This window comes from Pseudomonas sp. CAN1 (assembly GCF_030462585.1).
Taxonomy (GTDB): domain Bacteria; phylum Pseudomonadota; class Gammaproteobacteria; order Pseudomonadales; family Pseudomonadaceae; genus Pseudomonas.
The window spans coordinates 96,547-116,026 of record NZ_JASMRU010000014.1; the positions used below are offsets into that span (position 1 = coordinate 96,547).

15 protein-coding genes and 1 pseudogene are annotated in these 19,480 nt (G+C 66.6%); 6 read left to right on the forward strand and 10 right to left on the reverse strand.

Annotation, left to right across the window (positions count from 1 at the left end; all coding sequences use genetic code 11):
• Positions 1 to 29 precede the first annotated feature (29 nt).
• The 6 genes and pseudogenes from narJ to QO207_RS18785 all read right to left on the reverse strand — a co-directional run bounded on the left by narJ (position 30) and on the right by QO207_RS18785 (position 9,772).
• Positions 30 to 788, reverse strand: a complete 759-nt coding sequence (narJ, locus tag QO207_RS18765) for a nitrate reductase molybdenum cofactor assembly chaperone (RefSeq protein ID WP_301533827.1) — start codon at positions 786 to 788, stop codon at positions 30 to 32.
• Entirely contained in the window at positions 781 to 2,340 is a 1,560-nt protein-coding gene (narH, locus tag QO207_RS18770; protein ID WP_301533828.1) for a nitrate reductase subunit beta, read from the reverse strand. Before narH ends, narJ begins: the two co-directional genes overlap by 8 nt.
• Positions 2,337 to 6,101: a nitrate reductase subunit alpha gene (locus QO207_RS18775; protein WP_301533829.1), complete on the reverse strand. Its 3,765-nt coding sequence runs from the start codon at positions 6,099 to 6,101 to the stop codon at positions 2,337 to 2,339. Before QO207_RS18775 ends, narH begins: the two co-directional genes overlap by 4 nt.
• A 43-nt stretch (positions 6,102 to 6,144) precedes the next feature.
• Positions 6,145 to 7,530, reverse strand: coding sequence for a NarK family nitrate/nitrite MFS transporter (locus tag QO207_RS31530; RefSeq protein ID WP_367620478.1), 1,386 nt, complete (start codon positions 7,528 to 7,530; stop codon positions 6,145 to 6,147).
• A 381-nt stretch (positions 7,531 to 7,911) separates the two neighbouring features.
• Positions 7,912 to 8,793, reverse strand: a pseudogene (locus QO207_RS31535) (nitrate/nitrite transporter); the annotation flags it as partial.
• Positions 8,794 to 9,067: 274 nt separating this feature from the next.
• Positions 9,068 to 9,772 (reverse strand): MOSC domain-containing protein, encoded by a 705-nt coding sequence (locus QO207_RS18785; protein ID WP_301533831.1) that lies wholly within the window; start codon positions 9,770 to 9,772, stop codon positions 9,068 to 9,070.
• 138 nt (positions 9,773 to 9,910) lie between these two features.
• Between QO207_RS18785 and QO207_RS18790 the strand changes: the two genes are divergently transcribed.
• Positions 9,911 to 10,150: a cytoplasmic protein gene (locus QO207_RS18790; RefSeq protein ID WP_301533832.1), complete on the forward strand. Its 240-nt coding sequence runs from the start codon at positions 9,911 to 9,913 to the stop codon at positions 10,148 to 10,150.
• Between the two features lie 318 nt (positions 10,151 to 10,468).
• On the opposite strand, the gene QO207_RS18795 is transcribed toward QO207_RS18790, so the two are convergent.
• The gene (locus QO207_RS18795; RefSeq protein ID WP_301533833.1) at positions 10,469 to 11,395 is read right to left on the reverse strand and encodes a LysR family transcriptional regulator; all 927 of its coding nucleotides are present in this window, start codon (positions 11,393 to 11,395) and stop codon (positions 10,469 to 10,471) included.
• Between the two features lie 80 nt (positions 11,396 to 11,475).
• Between QO207_RS18795 and QO207_RS18800 the strand changes: the two genes are divergently transcribed.
• Both QO207_RS18800 and QO207_RS18805 read left to right on the forward strand, forming a co-directional pair.
• Entirely contained in the window at positions 11,476 to 12,798 is a 1,323-nt protein-coding gene (locus tag QO207_RS18800) for an MFS transporter (protein ID WP_301533834.1), read from the forward strand.
• Between the two features lie 33 nt (positions 12,799 to 12,831).
• On the forward strand, positions 12,832 to 13,761 hold the full coding sequence (locus QO207_RS18805) for a carbon-nitrogen hydrolase family protein (RefSeq protein ID WP_301533835.1): 930 nt from the start codon (positions 12,832 to 12,834) through the stop codon (positions 13,759 to 13,761).
• Positions 13,762 to 13,801: 40 nt separating this feature from the next.
• Here the strand turns inward: QO207_RS18805 and QO207_RS18810 are convergent, their stop codons facing one another.
• A complete protein-coding gene (locus tag QO207_RS18810) occupies positions 13,802 to 14,785 on the reverse strand; it encodes an aldo/keto reductase (RefSeq protein WP_301533836.1) in 984 nt (327 codons plus the stop codon).
• Positions 14,786 to 15,043: 258 nt separating this feature from the next.
• Here QO207_RS18810 and QO207_RS18815 point away from each other — a divergent pair, with 258 nt between their 5' ends.
• Genes QO207_RS18815 through QO207_RS18825 form a run of 3 tightly spaced genes read left to right on the forward strand, consistent with a single transcriptional unit; the run spans position 15,044 to position 17,469 of the window.
• Positions 15,044 to 15,373 carry a carboxymuconolactone decarboxylase family protein gene (locus QO207_RS18815; RefSeq protein ID WP_301533837.1) on the forward strand — a complete coding sequence of 110 codons (330 nt, stop codon included), beginning with the start codon at positions 15,044 to 15,046 and terminating at the stop codon, positions 15,371 to 15,373.
• 10 nt (positions 15,374 to 15,383) lie between these two features.
• Positions 15,384 to 16,391, forward strand: coding sequence for an aldo/keto reductase (locus tag QO207_RS18820; protein ID WP_301533838.1), 1,008 nt, complete (start codon positions 15,384 to 15,386; stop codon positions 16,389 to 16,391).
• Positions 16,392 to 16,425: 34 nt separating this feature from the next.
• Complete coding sequence (locus tag QO207_RS18825) at positions 16,426 to 17,469, forward strand: NAD(P)-dependent alcohol dehydrogenase (RefSeq protein WP_301533839.1); 1,044 nt, start codon at positions 16,426 to 16,428, stop codon at positions 17,467 to 17,469.
• Positions 17,470 to 17,493: 24 nt separating this feature from the next.
• Here QO207_RS18825 and QO207_RS18830 read toward each other — a convergent pair whose 3' ends face one another.
• Positions 17,494 to 18,387, reverse strand: a complete 894-nt coding sequence (locus QO207_RS18830) for a LysR family transcriptional regulator (protein WP_301533840.1) — start codon at positions 18,385 to 18,387, stop codon at positions 17,494 to 17,496.
• Positions 18,388 to 18,446: 59 nt separating this feature from the next.
• Positions 18,447 to 19,448, reverse strand: coding sequence for a zinc-dependent alcohol dehydrogenase family protein (locus tag QO207_RS18835; protein WP_301533841.1), 1,002 nt, complete (start codon positions 19,446 to 19,448; stop codon positions 18,447 to 18,449).
• Between the last annotated feature and the right edge of the window lie 32 nt (positions 19,449 to 19,480).

A 19,480-nucleotide genomic window follows, 5' to 3' on the forward strand; every position in this document is an offset into this window, starting at 1 on the left:
CCTCCGTTCATTCGCTCGTTGGCATTAGCTCATTGGCGCTCTGACGGCATGATCTGCACGACCTGGGGCAGCGCTTCGTACTTGCGCTCGGCCAGGCGTCGTCCTTCGGCGGATTGCAGGCTGCAGTCCTTGTCGGTTTCGGCGTGGAAGCGCACGGCTTCTTCCTCCCACACCGCATCCAGTGCCTGGGGCGTGTTGTCCGGCTCTTCGCTGGCGGCCACCGGGCGCTGCTCTTCGACCGCCTCGGTGGCGCCGATCAGGGCGAGCAGGGCGTGGGGCACCAGCGCGTAGCGGGTGTCGCGCTCATCCAGGCGCGCGGCGAGCAGGGCGAGGATGTGCTGGATGTCGCCCAGCCACTGGCCGATCTCCTCGTGGCTGCGGGTGGACAGGTACTCCAGAAACAGCGGCAGGTAGTCCGGCAGCTCGCGGGCGTCGAGCTGGAAGCCGGCGGCCTCGTACTCGGCCAGCAGGTTGACCATGGCCTGGCCGCGGTCGCGGGATTCGCCATGCACGTGCTCGAACAGCAACAGCGAGGTGGCGCGGCCACGGTCGAACAGCTCGACGTAGGCTTCCTCCAGATCGAGCAGGTCGCCTGCGGCCAGCTCACCGCACCACTGCGCCAGCTCGGCACGCAGCTTCAGCGGCAGGCGGTCCTCGGCGTCGAGAATCTCCACGGCTTCGGCGCTGGCAGCCTGCAACTCGGCGGTGGGGTAGTCGAGCAGGCGCGCCAGCACGCGCAGGCTGAGCAGGCCGACGATGGGGCCTTCATACGGCTCGTAGTTACCCATGGCGGCTGTCCTCCACCGGGTCGAAGGTCTCCACCGGCTTGACCAGCGTGGTGGTGTTCTTGCGCCCGCCGAACAGGCTGACCTGGCTGTTGCCGCCACCGTTGCAGCCGTCGCCGAAGGTGAAGCCGCAGCCGCTGCGTTCGGCATAGGCCTCGGGGATGTGCTCGCGGTGCCCGGTGGGGATGACGAAGCGATCCTCGTAGTTGGCGATGGCCAGGTAGCGGTACATCTCCTCGACCTGGTTCTGGGTCAGGCCGACCTGTTGCAGCACTTCGGTGTTCAGCTCCTTGTCGACGTGCTTGGCGCGCATGTACACGCGCATCGCCATCAGTCGCTTGAGCGCCAGCACCACCGGCTCTTCCTCGCCGGCGGTGAGCATGTTGGCCAGGTAGCGCACCGGGATGCGCAGCGACTCGACCTTGGGCAGCACGCCATCGAACTCCACGTGCCCGGCCTCGGCGGCGGACTGGATGGGGGAGAGCGGCGGCACGTACCAGACCATCGGCAGGGTGCGGTATTCCGGGTGCAGCGGCAGGGCCAGCTGCCAGTCAATGGCCAGCTTGTAGACCGGCGAGGCTTGCGCGGCGGCGATCACGTTGTCGGGGATGCCGTCCTTGCGTGCCTGGGCGATGACGGCCGGGTCGTGCGGGTCGAGGAAGATCTCGCACTGGCGATGGTAGAGGTCGCGGTCATCCTTGGAGGCGGCCACTTCCTCGATGCGGTCGGCGTCGTAGAGCAGCACGCCGAGGTAGCGGATGCGCCCGACGCAGGTCTCCGAGCAGACGGTGGGCTGGCCGGTCTCGATGCGTGGGTAGCAGAAGATGCACTTCTCCGACTTACCGCTTTTCCAGTTGTAGTAGATCTTCTTGTACGGGCAGCCGCTGATGCACATACGCCAGCCGCGGCACTTGTCCTGGTCGATGAGGACGATGCCGTCCTCCTCGCGCTTGTAGATCGCGCCGCTGGGGCAGGAGGCCACGCACGCCGGGTTCAGGCAGTGCTCGCACAGGCGCGGCAGGTACATCATGAAGGTGTTTTCGAACTGCCCGTAGATGTCCGCCTGGACCTGGTCGAAGTTGATGTCCTTGCGCCGCTTGGCGAACTCGGTGCCCAGCAGTTCTTCCCAGTTCGGGCCCCATTCCACCTTGTCCATGCGCTGCCCGGAGATCAGCGAGCGCGGTCGTGCCACCGGCTGGTGGTCGCCCTGCTTGGCGCTGTGCAGGTGCTGGTAGTCGAAGGTGAAGGGCTCGTAGTAGTCGTCGATCTCCGGCAGGTCCGGGTTGGCGAAGATGTTCGCCAGCACCCGCCACTTGCCGCCGATGCGCGGGTTGATGGAGCCGTCGGCGTTGCGCACCCAGCCGCCGTTCCATTTCTTCTGGTTCTCCCATTCCTTGGGGTAGCCGATGCCGGGCTTGGTCTCGACGTTGTTGTACCAGGCGTACTCGATGCCTTCGCGGCTGGTCCAGACGTTCTTGCAGGTGACCGAGCAGGTGTGGCAACCGATGCACTTGTCGAGGTTCAGGACCATCCCGACCTGGGAACGAATCTTCATTTGACGGCCTCCTGCTGATAGTCGTTGCCTTCACCGTCGAGCCAGTCGATGCGGCGCATCTTGCGCACGATGACGAACTCGTCGCGGTTGGAACCCACGGTGCCGTAGTAGTTGAAGCCGTAGGAGAGCTGCGCGTAGCCGCCGATCATGTGGGTCGGCTTGGGGCAGACCCGGGTGACCGAGTTGTGGATGCCGCCACGGGTGCCGGTCATCTCCGAGCCCGGGATGTTCAGGATGCGTTCCTGGGCGTGGTACATCATCGCCATGCCCGGCCGCACCCGCTGGCTCACCACCGCGCGGGCGGCGATGGCGCCGTTGGCGTTGTACAGCTCGATCCAGTCGTTGTCGGAGACGCCGATGGAGCGCGCGTCATCCTCGGACATCCAGACGATCGGCCCGCCGCGCGACAGGGTCTGCATCAGCAGGTTGTCGCTGTAGGTGGAGTGGATGCCCCACTTCTGGTGCGGGGTCAGCCAGTTCAGGGCGATCTCCGGGTTGCCGTTGCTCTTCGGCGCGGCAACGCTGGCGGCGGCCTTGGTGTCGATGGGCGGGCGATAGACCATCAGGCTTTCGCCGAAGGCGCGCATCCACGGGTGGTCCTGGTAGAACTGCTGGCGGCCGGTGACAGTACGCCAGGGAATCAGCTCGTGGACGTTGGTGTAGCAGGCGTTGTAGCTCACGTGCTCGTCCTCCAGGCCCGACCAGGTGGGGCTGGAGATGATCTTGCGCGGCTGCGCGACGAGGTCGCGGAAGCGGATTTTCTCCTCTTCCTTGGGCTTGGCCAGGTGCGTGTGATCGCGCCCGGTGATCTTCGACAGCGCCGCCCAGGCTTTCACCGCCACCTGGCCGTTGGTCTCCGGCGCCAGGGCGAGGATCATCTCGGCGGCGTCGATGGCCGAGGCGATCTTCGGCCGGCCGGCGGCGGGGCCGTCCAGCTTGCGGTAGTTGAGCTTGCCGAGCAGGTCGACCTCGGTCTCGGTCTTCCAGGCGATGCCCTTGCCGCCGTTGCCAATGGTGTCCAGCAGCGGGCCGACGGAGCTGAAGCGCTCGTAGGTTTCCGGGTAGTTGCGCTTGACCTCGATCAGCGACGGCATGGTCTTGCCGGGGATCGCCTCGCACTCGCCTTTCTTCCAGTCGAGCACTTCGGGCTGGGCCAGTTCGCCGGGGCTGTCGTGCTGCAGCGGCAGGGTGACGAGATCGGTTTCCTCGCCCAGGTGGCCGACGCACAGGCGCGAGAAGGCCTGGGCGATGCCGTCGTAGATCTGCCAGTCGCTGCGCGCTTCCCAGGCCGGGTCGGTGGCGGCGGTGAGCGGGTGGATGAAGGGGTGCATGTCCGAGGTGTTGAGGTCGTCCTTCTCGTACCAGGTAGCGGTGGGCAGCACCACGTCCGAATACAGGCAGGTGGTGGACATGCGGAAGTCCAGGGTGGTCAGCAGGTCGAGCTTGCCTTCGATGGGGTCGTCCTTCCAGACCACTTCCTCGGAGCGTTGCTTGCCCGCTTCGCCCAGGTCCTTGCCGAGCACGCCGTGCTTGGTGCCCAGCAGGTACTTGAGCATGTACTCGTGGCCCTTGCCGGAGGAACCGAGCAGGTTGGAGCGCCAGACGAACAGGTTGCGCGGGTGGTTCTGCGGGTTGTCCGGGTCTTCGCTGGCAAAACGCAGCTGGCCGCTTTTGAGTTGTTCGACGGTGTAGTCCACCGTGCTCTTGCCTGCAGCCTGGGCAGCGGCGGCCAGGCGCAGCGGGTTGATCCCCAGCTGCGGCGCGGAGGGCAGCCAGCCCATGCGTTCGGCGCGCACGTTGAAGTCCACCAGGCTGCCGCTGAAGTCCTGCGGGCGAGCGAGCGGGGAGAGCAGTTCCTTCACTTCCAGCTTCTCGTAGCGCCACTGGCTGGAGTGGTTGTAGAAGAACGAGGTGCCGTTCATGTGGCGCGGCGGGCGGTGCCAGTCGAGGGCGAAGGCCAGCGGCGTCCAGCCGGTCTGCGGGCGCAGTTTTTCCTGGCCGACATAGTGCGACCAGCCGCCACCGCTCTTGCCGATGCAACCGCAGAGGATGAGCATGTTGATCAGCCCGCGGTAGTTCATGTCCATGTGGTACCAGTGGTTCATCCCGGCACCGACGATGATCATGGAACGCCCGTGGGTCTTGTCGGCGTTATGGGCGAACTCGCGGGCGATGCGGATCATCTGCGCCCCCGGCACCCCGGTGATCGCCTCCTGCCAGGCCGGGGTGTAGGGCTTCATCTGCCCGTAGTCGCTGGCGCCGTCGTCCTCGCCCGCGCCGCCGACGGTGGCTTGCAGGCCACGGTCGATGCCGTAGTTGGCGGCGGTCAGGTCGAACACGGTGACCGCCAGCACCTCGCGGCCATCGGCCAGTTTCAGGCGCTTGGCCGGCACGTGGTGGTAGATGACGTCGCGCACTTTCACGTTGGGGAAGTGCTGGCGCTCGATGCCGCCGAAGTAGGGGAAGGCCACCCGCGCCACTTCGTCATGCTGGCCGAGTTGCGACAGGCGCAGGCTGATTTCCTTGCCGTCGGCGTCGACCTGTTCCAGGTTCCAGTGGCCGCTCTCGCCCCAGCGGAAGCCGATGGCGCCGCGCGGCACCACCAGGCGGTCGCCGCTTTCGTCCCAGGCGACGGTCTTCCATTCGGGGTTGTTGGCCTGCTCCAGGTTGCCGTCGAAGTCGCTGGCGCGCAGTTGCTTGCCCGGCACCAGGCTGCCGTCGTCGCGTTGTTCCAGCTCGACCAGGATCGGCATGTCGGTGTAGCGGCGGATGTAGTCGGTGAAGTAGGCGCTGGGTTTCTCCAGGTGGTATTCCTTGAAGATCACATGGCCCATGGCGATGGCCAGCGCGGAGTCGGTGCCCTGCTTGGCGCTCATCCACTCGTCGCAGAGCTTGGAGATTTCCGCGTAGTCGGGGGTGATGGCGATGGTTTTGGTGCCCTTGTAGCGCACCTCGGTGAAGAAGTGCGCGTCGGGGGTGCGGGTCTGCGGGACGTTGGAACCCCAGGCGATGATGTAGCCGGAGTTGTACCAGTCGGCGGACTCGGGCACGTCGGTCTGCTCGCCCCACACCTGGGGCGAGGCGGGTGGCAGGTCGCAGTACCAGTCGTAGAAGCTCAGGCATACGCCGCCGATCAGCGACAGGTAACGGGTGCCCGAGGCGTAGGAGACCATCGACATCGCCGGGATCGGCGAGAAGCCGGCGACACGGTCGGGGCCGTAGGTCTTCACGGTGTAGACGTTGGCGGCGGCGACCAGGGTCTGCATCTCGTCCCAGTCGGCGCGGACGAAACCGCCGCGACCACGGATGGACTTGTACTGCTTCGCCTTCTGCGGGTCCTCGACGATGCTCGCCCAGGCCAGCACCGGGTCCTTGTGGGTCGCCAGCGCCTCGCGCCAGAGCTGCACCAGCGCCTTGCGCACCATGGGGTATTTCAGCCGGTTGGCGCTGTACAGGTACCAGGAATAGCTGGCGCCGCGCGGGCAGCCACGCGGCTCGTGGTTGGGCAGGTCGGGGCGGGTGCGCGGGTAGTCGGTCTGCTGGGTTTCCCAGGTCACCAGGCCGTTCTTCACGTAGATCTTCCAGCTGCAGGAGCCGGTGCAGTTCACCCCGTGGGTCGAGCGGGCGATCTTGTCGAACTGCCAGCGCTGGCGATAGCCGTCTTCCCAGTCGCGGCTCTCATCGCGGGTTTCGCCGTGGCCACCGGCAAACTCCGGGGGACGCTTGACCAGGTAGCGCAGGCGGTCGATGAAGAAGCTCATGTTTCTCCTCCTTGGCTGGGTGCGCGCTTAGCAGCGCAGCTCTTTAGCAACGAACTTCGGCATTACCACGGGTGTAGTAGAACCAGGTCAGCGCGATACACAGCACGTAGAACACGATGAACCCGTAGAGCGCCCATTCCGGGCCTCCGGTGAGGTCGAACGAACTGCCGAACGATTTCGGGATGAAGAAGCCGCCGTAGGCCGCCACCGCCGAGATGAAGCCCACCGCCGCGGCGGATTCCTTCTCGCTCTGCAGGCCCTGCTGCTCGGCGGGCAGGCTGGGGAACAGGCGCGGCGTCATGATGCGGAAGATCGCCGGGATCATCTGCGTGGTGCTGGCATTGCCCACCCCGGAGAAGAAGAACAGCAGCAGGAACATCGCCAGGAAGCCCCAGAAGGCCCCCGGCTGGTCCTTGCCTTCGATGAAGAACAGCACGCCGCCGACGCACACGGCCATGGCGACGAACACCCAGAGGCTGATCCGCCCGCCGCCGAAACGATCCGCCAGGCCGCCGGTGAAGGCGCGGGCCAGGGCACCGATCAGCGGCCCGAGGAAGGCGAACTTGAGCACGTCGACGCCGGGGAACAGGTGTCCGGCCAGCAGCGGGAAGCCGGCCGAGAAGCCGATGAAGCTGCCGAAGGTGCCGGTGTAGAGCACGCTCATCAGCCAGGTGTGCTTGCGCTTGAAGATTGCCATCTGGTCGGCGAAGGACGACTTGGCGCTGGCGATGTCGTTCATGCCGAACCAGGCGGCGATGGTCGCAATGATGATGAACGGCACCCAGATGAAGCCGGCGTTCTGCAGCCACAGCGGCGTGCCGGCGGCGGTCATCTGCGGCTCGCCGCCCATGCTGCCGAACACTGCCATGGTGATGCACAGCGGCACGGCGAACTGCATGACGCTCACGCCCAGGTTGCCCAGCCCGGCGTTCAGGCCCATGGCCGCGCCCTTGGCCTGTTTGGGGAAGAAGAACGAGATGTTCGCCATGCTCGAAGAGAAGTTGCCGCCGCCCAGGCCGCAGAGCAGGGCAAGGATCAGCATCACCAGGTACGGCGTGTTCGGGTTCTGCACGGCGAAGCCGATCCACAGCGCCGGTAGCAGCAGGGATGCGGTGGACAGCGCCGTCCAGCGCCGGCCGCCGAAGATCGGCACCATGAAGCTGTAGAAGATGCGCAGGGTGGCGCCGGACAGGCCGGGCAGGGCGGCCAGCCAGAACAGCTGGTTGGCGCTGTACTCGAAGCCCGCCAGCGGCAGCTTGGCCACCACCACCGACCAGACCATCCAGATGGCGAAGGCCAGCAGCAGGTTGGGGATGGAGATCCACAGGTTGCGCGTGGCGATGCGCTTGCCGGTCTGTTCCCAGAACGCCGGGTCTTCGGGGTGCCATTCGCGCAGGACGAAACTGCTGGGGGTGGAGAGTTCCGGCAGGTCGCGGGAGGAACTGCGCTCGGCCCATTCCACCCGTTCGGCCATGCGGATCGCATAGTGCATCCAGGCCAGGGCGCCGGCGGCGATCAGGAACAGCAGCATGAAGCAGCTCTGCCAGATGCCGACCACGTCGTTGAGCATGCCGAAGGTCAGCGGCAGCAGGAAGCCGCCCAGGCCGCCCATCATGCCCACAAGGCCGCCGACCACGCCGACGTGCTGCGGGTAGTAGGTGGGGATGTGCTTGAACACCGCCGCCTTGCCCAGGGACATGAAGAAGCCCAGCACGATGATGATCGCGGCGAAGCCGATCAGCCCCAGGTGCATGGCGAACTCCACCTCGCCGCGCACGCCGGTGACCACATAGCGGGTGGGTGGGTAGCTGAGCAGGAAGGTGCAGATCACCGACAGGCTCAGGGTCCAGTACATCACCCGGCGCGCGCCGTAGCGGTCCGACAGCCAGCCGCCGAGGATGCGGAACAGCGAGGCCGGCACGGTGTACAGCGCGGCGACGAAACCGGCGGCGGCCAGGCTCAGGCCGTAGACCTCCATCAGGTAGTGCGGCAGCCACAGGGCGAGGGCGACGAAGGCGCCGAAGACGAAGAAGTAGTAGAGCGAGAAGCGCCACACGCGCAGCTCGGCCAGCGGAGCCAGTTGCTCGGCCAGCGGAACGGCCTTGGCCTGGCGGGTGGCAGCCAGCGGGTCGGTCTTGGCCAGCAGGATGAACAGGATGCCCATGACGCCCAGCACGATGGCGTAGACCAGCGCGGCGCCGCGCCAGCCGAGGGCGAGCATCAGCAGCGGGGCGGCGAGGTTGGTCAGGCCGGCGCCGACGTTACCGGCACCGAAGATGCCCAGCGCGGTGCCCTGTTGCCCGGCTTCGAACCAGGTGGCGGTGTAGGCGGTGCCGACGATGAAGCCGCCGCCGGCCAGGCCGACGCCGAGCGCGGCGACCAGCAGCATCGGGAAGCTGTTGGCGAAGGTCAGCAGGTAGACGCAGACGGCCGACACCAGCATCAGCAGGCCGAACACCCAACGGCCGCCGTAGCGGTCGGTCCACAGGCCGAGGAAGATGCGCGAGATCGAGCCGGTCAGCACCGGCGTCGCCATCAGCAGGCCGAGCTGGGTATCGCTGAGGCCGAACTCGCCCTTGATCTGCAGGCCGAGGATGGAGAACAGCGTCCATACGGCGAAACACAGGGTAAAGGCCAGGGTCGACAAGCCGAGCGCGCGATAGCGGTCGCCGGCTGGAATTGAAGTAGCCATTCTGCACGCAGTCCCTTGAAGGTACCGTCAGCAACGGTTCGTTCCATCCAGCCGTAGCCACCCGGACGGGCGAGGGGTGCCCGTACTTGCGGGGAAGGCCATGGGCCGAATCACGGTGTCTTGTGGAGTCTCTCTTTCTACTTGGCACCCGCAGGTGCTGCAGAGCCTCAGCCTAGACGCTGATCAAGGGGATTTCCAAAACGAGGCGGGATATTGCTGCGAATGTGCAGGACTTTGTGTTTCGCTGTATAGATTAGGCAATAGCGATGGCTATCTAATTGCCATCTTTTGGCGTTCCCTGCAGGCGCGGGCTCCAGTCCTCGACCTGACCTTGCTCCAGCCGCCGGCCGAGGGTGCGTTGCCAGTTTGGCGGCAGCGGTAGTTGCAGGCATTCGCGGAGGATGTCGGCGTTCACGCGCTTGTCGAACAGCACTCCGCACAGTCGCTGCAGCGACCAGTCGGCGAAGCGCCGCTCCACGATTTCCAGCGTCGCGCCAGCGCCCACCACGCCATCCTCCAGCACCCGGTAGTACCAGCCGGTACGCCCGGATTCCTGCACCCGCAGTGCCATCTGTGCCACGGCGAAGCGGTCATTGAGCTTCCAGCACGGCATGCGCCCCTGGGACACCTCCAGCAACGCCGTGCCTGCGCGAATACGGTCGCCCAGGCAGAGATCGGCCTCGGTCCAGCCGCGGGTGCTGAAGTTCTCGCCGAAGGCGCCGGGTTGCTCCAGCAGTGGATGCTCGCCCAGCTCTGCGGTCCAGTCCGCGTAGTGTTCGCGAGGGTAGTGGTGGATGGCCTTTTCCACGCCGCCGTGGACGCGCAGGTCGCCCTGTTCGTCGCTCTCCAGGCCCAGGCTGGTGACGCCCAGCGCGGCCAGGCGTGGCTGCTTGGCGATGGCGCTGAACGAGCCGGGCCGGCTGAAGGGCACGGCGCGGCCGGTAAGCAGGGAATCGAGGCGGACGGCGGAAAGGCTCATGGCGAAGATCTCGGATGCAGCGACGGATATGGTATCGATCAAAAACTACCTGGACAAAATCCGCCAGATCGGTAGGCTCTGTCAAGGTATCGAATCGACACTTTGTGTTTTCCCCTGTCCGCTTCCGGTGAGTTCCCCATGCAGAAATACCGCCTGACCCTCCAGCGCCACGGCCAGTTGCTCGGCCATTTCGACTCCGACCTGCCCTGGGCCCGCGACGCCGTGCGTGCCGTCGCCGAAGCCCTGGACGGCCAGGGTTTCGACCTGGAACTGCAAGTGGCCGATGGCGAGCGGCGCTTGCTGGAAAGCTCCCCGGAGGGCATCCGCGTGTTGGCCAGCGAGCCCTTGTATCGGCCCATACCGCTGGAAAGCCTCTGACGCGGGATTGCGCTACCGACCACCCGTTGGCGGATAACGCTGACGCGTTATGCGCCCTACAAAAGCCGGCAGAGGCACAACGCAGGATGAGCGGGCAGGGTGGGCTCTTCGTAGGAGCGAGCTTGCTCGCGAACGGATTTCCCGGCAGCTCCTGAGCTGGGCGGGTTCGCGAGCAAGCTCGCTCCTACAGGTTTTGCCGGAAGCTGGAATGGTAGGGCGGATAACCCGGAACGGGTTATCCGCCGAATGTCCCACGGCGGATAACGCTTGCGCGTTATGCGCCCTACGAGAGCGGCTGGGCGTCTGGGGCGGTGCACCTCACCCCAGCTTCTGCCCCAGCTCGCCGATGAACTGGCGCAGCCAGTCGTGGTGGGGTTTGTTGTGGCGGGCGATGTCCCAGACCATGAAGCAGCGGAAGGACGGCACCGGGAAGGGCACCGGGCTGACGCTCAGGTCGGTCATCGCCGCGTAGCTCTCGGCGGCGAAGGTCGGGATGGTGGCGATCACTTCGCTGCTCATCAGCGTCGTCAGCGCACCGCTGAAGTGGGTGAAGGAGGCGGTGACCCGGCGTGCATAACCGGCGGCCTCGAACATGTCGTCGATGAAGCCGCGACGGCCGTCGTAGGACACCCGCACATGGTTCGCCGCGAAGTACTCCTCCAGTGCGATGGGCTGTTCCGCCGCACGGCCGCGTGGGCGGAACAGGCAGGAGTAGGACGAGGAGAACAGCACCTGGGACGAGTAGCTGGTGCCGAAGTCCTTGGGTTCGCTGCAGATCACCAGGTCCATGTCCGGGTCCTGCAGGGACTGCTTCCACAGCGAGCTGTTGCTCTGGTGGAAGGCGAAGCTCACGCCCAGCCCATCCGCCGCCGCGGCGTTGACGATGCGTGGCGCGAGGTACGCCTCGATGTCGTCGGACAGGCCGATGTTGAACACGTAGCTGGACTCGTGGGCGGAGAATTCCGGTTCGCTGCCCAGCACCCCGGAGATCGAGGTGAGCGCCTCGGCGATCTTCGGCGCCAGCTCCATCGCCTTGCGCGTCGGCTGCATGCCCGACGCGGTACGGATGAACAGCTCGTCGCCGAAATGCTCGCGCAGCCGGCGCAGCGCCGCGCTCACCGCGCCCTGGGTCACGTGCAGCACGGCCGAGGCGCGGGTGGCGCTGCGCTCGGTCATCAGGCAGTGGAAGGTGAGCAGAAGGTTGAGGTCGATCCGCGAGATATTACGTACGTTAATCCGGCTCATATTTCCTAATCGTTTGCCCTGCGCCCGCGGGGATTCCTAGTCTGGCGTCCACACAACCATAACAAGGGATGGAGAATCCTGTGGACGCGATTTCGCAAAGCGTGGGTGCAAGCAGCATCCGTACCAGGGGCGGGCAGTCGGACATCCGCAAGCGGGCCATCGCGGTCGGCATCGGCAACTTCATGGAGTGGTTCGACTTCGCCATCTACGGCTACTTCGCCGCGGTGATCGGCATGCTGTTCTTCCCCTCCAGCGCGCCGGGAGTCTCGCTGCTCTCGTCGCTGGCGGTGTTCGCCGTGGGCTTCCTCTCGCGGCCCTTCGGCGCGCTGATCCTCGGCCCCATCGGCGACCGTTTCGGCCGCCGCGCGGTGCTGATCATCACCGTGTTCGGCATGGGCGTGTGCACCACCATCATCGGCCTGTTGCCCTCCTATGAGGCAATCGGCATCGCCGCGCCGATCCTGCTGATCGCCATGCGCTTCATCCAGGGCATGATGGTCGGCGGCGAGTGGTCCAGCGCCGGCATCTACATCGTCGAGAGCGCACCGTCGAACCGTCGCGCCACCGCCGCCAGCGTGATCACCGGCACCGCCGGGCTGGCCTTCCTGTTCGGCACCTTCACCGCCGCGAGCATCTCCTCGGCGCTGGACGATGCGCAGCTGGCGGCCTGGGGTTGGCGCCTGCCGTTCGTGGCGTCCATCGTGATGACGGGTATCGCCGTGTTCATCCGCCGCAAGCTGGGTGATACACCGGTCTACGAGGAGATGGTCCGCCAGCGCGATGCGCTCAAGGCCCAGGCACCGAGCAAGGCCGTGCGCCGCCGCGCCTTCATCACCACATTCGCCTTCTCCGCGCTGTTCGGCGTGTCGCTGTACTACTTCATCACCTACGCCAACAACCACCTGGTCAGCACCGTCGGCCTGCCACGCAGCAGCGCCCTGTGGTTGTGCAGCATCGCGCTGGTGGTCTACGTCATCGTCAACCCGCTGATCGGCCGCCTGAGCGACAGCATCGGTCGACGCAAGCTGCTGCTGGGCGCCGCCGCCGCGCTGACGCTGCTGGCCTATCCGATCTTCCTGCTGCTCAACACCGGCAACCCGGTTGCGATCCTGGTCGGACTCACCGTCATGGGCGTGCTGGTGGCGATCACCGCGGTGATGGACGTGGTGCTGCTGGTGGAAGTGTTCCCGGCATCGATCCGCTCCACCGGCGCGGCCCTCGGGCACAACCTGGCCCTGGCGATCCTCGCCGGCCCCGGCCCTTTCATTGCCGCTGCGCTGATCCGCCAGACCGGCGATGCGAACCTGCCGGCGGCCTACCTGGCGGCGGTTTCCCTGGTGTGCCTGGTGGTGCTGTGGAAGACCCTGCCGGAAACCCGCGACAACGATATCAGCCGTTTCTAAGTCCCCCAGTTTCTTGTACAGACAGGAGTCCCCATGACCCGTGTAGCAATCATCCAGGCCGCCTCCGTGCCCTACGAACCCATGGCCAGCGTCGAGAAGGCCGCCGGCATCCTGCGCCGGGTGGCGGAGCAGGGTGCGAAACTGGCGGTGTTCCCGGAGGCCTATATCGGCGGCTACCCCAAGGGCGCGGCGTTCGGCAGCGTGGTGGGCAACCGCAGCGCCGCCGGCCGTGAGCTGTACCAGCGCTACGTCGAGGGCGCTGTGGCGCTGGACGGCCCGGAGCTGGCGGCGCTGGCCGAAAGCGTCGAGCAGACCGGCGTGACCACGGTGGTCGGCATCATCGAGCGCCTCGGCCGTACCCTCTACTGCACCGCCGTGACACTGGTGCCCGGCCGCGGCATCGCCGGCTATCACCGCAAGCTGATGCCCACCGGGCAGGAGCGGCTGATCTGGGGCTTCGGCGACGGCTCGACCATCGAGCCGGTGAATACCGAACTCGGCGTGTTGGGCAGCGTGATCTGCTGGGAGAACTACATGCCGGCGCTACGCCAGGCCATGTATGCCCAGGGCGTGCAGCTGTACTGCGCGCCGACGGCAGATGACCGCCCATCCTGGGCCGCGTCGATGCAGCACATTGCGCTGGAAGGCCGGGTGTTCGTGCTCTCGGCCTGCCAGGCGATTCGCCTCGGCGAGTACCCGCAGCAGCACCGCGAGGTCTTCGGCCTGGCCCATCAGGAAGACGACTACGTGATGCGCGGCGGCAGCATGATCGTCAGCCCGCTGGGCGAGGTGCTGGCCGGGCCGGTGTTCGATTGCGAGACCGAGCTGTACGCCGACCTCGACATGGGCCTGCTGGAGCAGGGCAACCTCGACTTCGATGTGGTCGGCCACTACGCGCGGCCGGACGTCTTCGAGCTCAAGGTGAATACCGCGCCGCTGCGCCCGGTGACCTTCGAGGGTTGATAGCAAACGCCCGGCACCGATGGACGCCGGGCTTTCTTTCTCAGCGGTCGACGCGCTGCTGCAGGTGCGCCGGGTAGCGTTCGCCGACGATTTCGATCTCGCGCAGCGCCGCTTCGATGGCGGCGAGGTCGGTGGCATCCAGCACCAGCGAGGCCGCGCCGAGGTTCTCTTCCAGCCGCTGCAATTTAGTGGTGCCGGGGATCGGCACTATCCACGGCTGCTGCGCCAGTAGCCAGGCAATGGCGATCTGCGCGCGGGTTGCGCCCTTGCTTTGGGCGAGGCGGCCGAGTACCTCGATCAGCCCGGCGTTGGCCCGGCGGTTTTCCTCGGAGAAACGCGGTACGACGTTGCGAAAATCGTTGGCCGAGAACTGCGTGCGCTCATCGATGGCGCCGGTGAGGAAGCCCTTGCCCAGTGGGCTGAAGGGCACGAAGCCGATACCCAGTTCGCCCAGCAGCGGGAGGATTTCCTTCTCCGGCTCGCGCCACCACAGCGAATACTCGCTCTGCAACGCCGCCACCGGCTGCACCGCGTGGGCGCGGCGGATCGATTGTACGCCGGCTTCGGAGAGGCCGAAGTGCTTCACCTTACCCTCGCGGATCAGCTCGCCGACGGTGCCGGCGACGTCTTCCATGGGCACGTTCGGGTCGACGCGGTGCTGGTAGAAGAGGTCGATACGGTCGGTCTTCAGACGCTTGAGCGAGGCTTCCGCCACCGCGCGGATGTTCTCCGGGCGGCTGTCCAGGCCGAGGGACACGTCACCGTCCTTGAAGCCGAACTTGGTGGCGATCACCACCTGGTCGCGTACCGGCGCCAGGGCTTCGCCCAGCAGTTCCTCGTTGACGAAGGGGCCGTAGGCCTCGGCGGTGTCGAAGAAGGTCACGCCGCTATCGAAGGCGGTACGTAACAAACGGATGCCATCGTAGCGGTCGACCGCCGGCCCGTAGCCGTAGCTCAGGCCCATGCAGCCCAGACCCAGGGTCGATACCTGCAAGCCGTTGTGGCCCAGTGTGCGCTTGTCCATCGGAGTCTCTCCTGTCGAAAGTCTGTCCTGAAGCGGGAAGGGCAGGATTGCCCGGCGAAACGTCTGGAATGGACTTTACTCAAGGGTTTTCGCCTTGATTAGTCGGCTGGGAGCGCATTCGCCTATGAGCGTGGCTCATGGATTATCCCCGGTCATTCATGAAAGGCCTTCATAGGTCCAAGCGCGTTTTCCCTCTTAATCGACCGCGCACGGCCACCTAGCATGGTCAGCCTGACGAACAGCGAAGCGGAGAACACCATGAGCGAACCAGCCTCCACCGCCCACAAGGCCTTCGGCGATATCGCCCCGGCGCTGGCCGATTACACCGACCAGGTACTGTTCGGCGATGTCTGGGAGCGCCCCGGCCTGTCGCCGCGCGACCGCAGCCTGGTCACGGTCTCCAGCCTGGTGGCGCGCTACCAGGCCAACGAACTCCATTTCCACCTCGGCAAGGCGCTGGACAACGGCCTGACCCGCGAGGAACTGATCGAGGCCATCACCCACCTGGCTTTCTATTCCGGCTGGCCCACGGCCTCCACCGCGCTGGGCGTCGCCCGCCGCGTGTTCGCCGAGCGCGATGCCACCTGAGGAGCATTCCATGCAATACCGTTACCTGGGCCGTAGCGCCCTGAAAGTCTCGCCCCTGTGCTTGGGCGCGATGATGTTCGGCGGCGAGACCGACGAGCCGACCTCGCGCCGCATCATCGACAAGGCCTTCGAGCAGGGCGTCAACTTCCTCGACACCGCCGACGTCTACCACAAGGGCCGTTCCGAAGAGGTGGTCGGCCGCGCGGTGGCCGCCCGGCGTGATGACTGGGTGATCGCCAGCAAATTCGGCAACGCCCTGGGCGACGGCCCGAACCACCGCGGCCAGTCGCGCAAGTGGATCTACCAGTCCGTGGAAGACAGCCTGCGCCGGCTGGGCACCGATTACCTGGACATCCTCTACTTCCACCGCACCGACGTCGACGCGCCGCTGGAAGAGGGCCTGCGCGCAGTGGCCGAGCTGATCCGCCAGGGCAAGGTGCGCTACTACGGGCTGTCCAACTTCCGTGGCTGGCGTATCGCCGAGGTGGTGCGCCTGGCCGACCAGCTGGGCATGGACCGGCCCATCTGCAGCGAGCCGCTGTACAACCTGGTGGACCGCACCGCCGAGGTCGAGCAGCTGCCGGTCGCCGGCCACTACGGCATCGGCGTGGTGCCCTACAGCCCGCTGGCCCGTGGCGTGCTCACCGGCAAGTACCGGCCCGGTGTGGAGCCGCCGGCGGACTCCCGCGTCGGCCGTGGCGACAAGCGCATCCAGCAGACCGAATGGCGCCCCGAATCCCTGCAGATCGCCCAGCGCATCGCCGAGCATGCGATCGCCCGTGGCACCACGCCGGCTGCATTCGCCCTGGCCTGGGTGCTGAACAATCCGCTGGTCAGTTCGCTGATCGCCGGCCCGCGCACCGAGGAGCACTGGGACGGCTACCTGCCGGCGCTGGATTTCCAGCTGACTGCCGAGGACGAAGCCCTGGTGGACAGCCTGGTGCCGCCCGGCCATGCCTCCACCCCCGGCTACAGCGATCCCGCCTATCCCGTCGAGGGCCGTCCGGCCCGCGGCTGAAACTCATCCATTCGAAGCGCCAGGAGCCATACCGATGAAGACCCTTGGATACGCCGCGCAGAACCCGCAGGACCCGCTCGGCCCCTTCACCTTCGAGCGCCGCTCGCTGCGCGACAACGACGTGGCGATGGACGTGCTGTACTGCGGCGTCTGCCACTCCGACCTGCACCAGGCCCGCGACGACTGGGGCTTCAGCCGCTACCCGATGGTGCCGGGCCACGAGATCGTCGGCCGGGTCACCGCGGTCGGCGCGAAGGTCACCCGTCACAAGGTCGGCGACGCCGTGGCGGTGGGCTGCATGGTGGATTCCTGCCAGGTCTGCGACCAGTGCTGCAAGGGCGAGGAACAACTGTGCCGCGAAGGCAACACGCAGACCTACAACGACCGCGACCGCGTGACCCGCGAGGCGACCCAGGGCGGTTACTCCAAGCAACTGGTGGTGCGTGAGGAGTTCGTCCTGCGTGTGCCGGACGGCCTGGACCTGAGCAAAACGGCGCCGCTGCTCTGTGCCGGCATCACCACCTACTCGCCGCTGCGCACCTGGAACGTCGGGCCGGGCAGCCGCGTCGGCGTGGTCGGCCTCGGCGGGTTGGGGCACATGGCGGTGAAGCTGGCAGTCGGCCTGGGCGCCACCGTTACCGTCCTCAGCCGCACGCCGGACAAGAGCGACGACGCCCTGGAGCTGGGCGCGGACGCGCTGCTGGTGTCCGCCGATGCGCAGGCGATGAAGGCCGCCGCCAATGGCTTCGACCTGATCATCGATACCGTGCCGGTGAAGCATGACCTCAAGCCGTACCTGCCGCTGCTGGACGTGGACGGCACGCTGGTGCTGGTGGGGCAGGTCGGCCCGGTGGACGAGATCAGCACGGTGCCGCTGCTGCTGGGGCGCCGGCGCATCGCCGGCTCGCCCATCGGTGGCATCGCCGAGACCCAGGAGATGCTCGATTTCTGCGGCAAGAAGAACATCCTGCCGGAGTGCGAGATGATCCGCATGGACGAGATCAACCACGCCTACGAGCGCATGGAACGCTCGGATGTGCGCTACCGCTTCGTCATCGACCTGGCCACGCTGTCCTGACCCGAAACGCCCTGCGCCGGGCTTTCAGTCCTGATGGCGCAGGGCGTCCACCAGCACGGTGAAGGCGCGGGATTTCTGCCGCCGGCTCGGGTAGTAGAGGTGGTAGCCGGGGAAGGTCGGGCACCAGTCTTCCAGTACTTTTTCCAGGCGCCCGGCGGCGACGTGCTCGGTGACCATGTCCTCGGGCAGATAGGCGAGGCCGAAGCCATCCAGCGCGGCGCGGAGGATGTGCGGGCTGCTGTTGAAGGTCAGCTGGCCTTCGACCCGCGCTTTCACTTCATGCCCATCCTTGGCGAACTCCCAGGCCATCAGCCCGCCGTAGGTTGGCAGACGCAGGTTCAGGCAGGCGTGGCTGGCCAGCGCCGGTACGTCCTGCGGGCGACCCTTGCTGGCGAGGTAGGCGGGGCTGGCCACCACCGCCATGCGCAGGTCCGGGGCGATGCGCACGGCGATCATGTCCTTGGCCACCTGGTCGCCCAGGCGCACGCCGGCGTCGAAGCGCTCGGCGGCGATGTCGGTGAGGCCATAGTCGATGCTCACTTCCACCTTGATGTCCGGATAGTCCGGCAGCACTTTCGCCAGCTTCGGCCAGAGCACGGTGCTGGCCGCATGTTCGGCGGCGGTGATGCGCAGGGTGCCGACCGGCTTGTCACGGAAGTCGCTGAGCGCCGCCAGCTCCGCCTCGATTTCCTCGAAGCGCGGGGCGAGGGTCTGCAGCAGGCGTTCGCCGGCTTCGGTGGGAGAGACGCTGCGGGTGGTGCGACTGAGCAGGCGCAGGCCCAGGCGGGTTTCCAGCGCGCGGATGGTGTGGCTCAGCGCGGACTGGGAGACTCCCAGTTGCGCCGCGGCCTTGGTGAAGCTGCCCTCGCGCGCCACGGTGACGAAGGCGATCAGGTCGTTGAAGTTTTCCCTTGGCATCTCGGCTCCGCTGCATCCAGCGCGGCGGGTAGCCGCGCCGGGGGCAGTGTATCCGATGGCTAGAGGGTGACCACGACTTTGCCGAACTGCTGGTTGGATTCCAGGTAGCGGTAGGCTTCGACTATCTCGTCGAAGGCGAAGGTGCGGGCAATCAGCGGGCGCAGCGAGCCGTCGGCCAGGCCAGTGAAGATGAACTCCTTGGCGTCCTGCAGACGAACCGGGTCGTCCAGTACCTCGTAGACCCGATAGCCGCGTAGCACCAGCGAGCGGCTCAGGACCTCGAAGAGTGGAAAGGGCGTGGCCTCGGGGCTCAGGCCGCCGTACTCGATGAGGATGCCACCCTCGGCCATGGCGGCGGCCAGCGGTTCGAAGATCGGGCCACCCACCGGGTCGAACACCACCCGGGCACCAGCCTTGCCGGTGAGTTCGAGCAGGCGCGAGCGCAGGTTCTCTTCCTCGCTGGCGATCACTTCGGCGGCGCCGGCCTGCAGCAGGGCGTCACGTTTGGCCGAAGTGCGGGTCACTGCGATGGGCACTGCACCCACTCGCCGGGCGATCTGGATGGCGGCCAGGCCGACGCTGCTCGACGCAGCGGTGATGACGACGAAGTCGCCCTCGCGCAGCCCGGCAACCTGGATCAGCGCACCGTAGGCGGTGAGGTACTGCATCCAGGTGGCGGCGGCATCGCGCCAGGCCTGCCCCGGCGGGTTCTTCACCAGGCGAGCCTGCGGGACCACCAGGCGTTCGGCGTGGGTCGGGTCTTCCTGCATCGAGGTCGGCGGCAGGACGCTCACCGCATCCCCCGGCGCGAACCCGCGTACGGCGCTGCCCACGGCCTCGACCGCGCCGGTGGCTTCAAGCCCCAGACCGGAGGGGAACTGCGGGCTCTCGATGTAGCGATCAGTGCGCAGCAGCGATTCGGCGCGGTTCAGCCCCAGGGCCTTGACCCGGATGCTCACTTCATCCGCGCCGGGTTGGCGCACTTCCACCGGCTCGATGCGCAGGACTTCCGGGCCGCCGAACTGGTGGAAACGAACGGCGCGGGTCTTGGTGCTTTCCATGTGATGCTCCCATACGAAATTGATTTGACGTA

What these genes read in the sequence shown, in the direction of transcription:
- narJ (WP_301533827.1), bottom strand. Translation starts at nt 788, where the DNA reads ATGGGTAACTACGAGCCGTATGAAGGCCCCATCGTCGGCCTGCTCAGC.
- narH (WP_301533828.1), bottom strand. Translation starts at nt 2,340, where the DNA reads ATGAAGATTCGTTCCCAGGTCGGGATGGTCCTGAACCTCGACAAGTGC.
- QO207_RS18775 (WP_301533829.1), bottom strand. Translation starts at nt 6,101, where the DNA reads ATGAGCTTCTTCATCGACCGCCTGCGCTACCTGGTCAAGCGTCCCCCG.
- QO207_RS18785 (WP_301533831.1), bottom strand. Translation starts at nt 9,772, where the DNA reads ATGAGCCTTTCCGCCGTCCGCCTCGATTCCCTGCTTACCGGCCGCGCC.
- QO207_RS18790 (WP_301533832.1), top strand. Translation starts at nt 9,911, where the DNA reads ATGCAGAAATACCGCCTGACCCTCCAGCGCCACGGCCAGTTGCTCGGC.
- QO207_RS18795 (WP_301533833.1), bottom strand. Translation starts at nt 11,395, where the DNA reads ATGAGCCGGATTAACGTACGTAATATCTCGCGGATCGACCTCAACCTT.
- QO207_RS18805 (WP_301533835.1), top strand. Translation starts at nt 12,832, where the DNA reads ATGACCCGTGTAGCAATCATCCAGGCCGCCTCCGTGCCCTACGAACCC.
- QO207_RS18810 (WP_301533836.1), bottom strand. Translation starts at nt 14,785, where the DNA reads ATGGACAAGCGCACACTGGGCCACAACGGCTTGCAGGTATCGACCCTG.
- QO207_RS18815 (WP_301533837.1), top strand. Translation starts at nt 15,044, where the DNA reads ATGAGCGAACCAGCCTCCACCGCCCACAAGGCCTTCGGCGATATCGCC.
- QO207_RS18820 (WP_301533838.1), top strand. Translation starts at nt 15,384, where the DNA reads ATGCAATACCGTTACCTGGGCCGTAGCGCCCTGAAAGTCTCGCCCCTG.
- QO207_RS18825 (WP_301533839.1), top strand. Translation starts at nt 16,426, where the DNA reads ATGAAGACCCTTGGATACGCCGCGCAGAACCCGCAGGACCCGCTCGGC.
- QO207_RS18830 (WP_301533840.1), bottom strand. Translation starts at nt 18,387, where the DNA reads ATGCCAAGGGAAAACTTCAACGACCTGATCGCCTTCGTCACCGTGGCG.
- QO207_RS18835 (WP_301533841.1), bottom strand. Translation starts at nt 19,448, where the DNA reads ATGGAAAGCACCAAGACCCGCGCCGTTCGTTTCCACCAGTTCGGCGGC.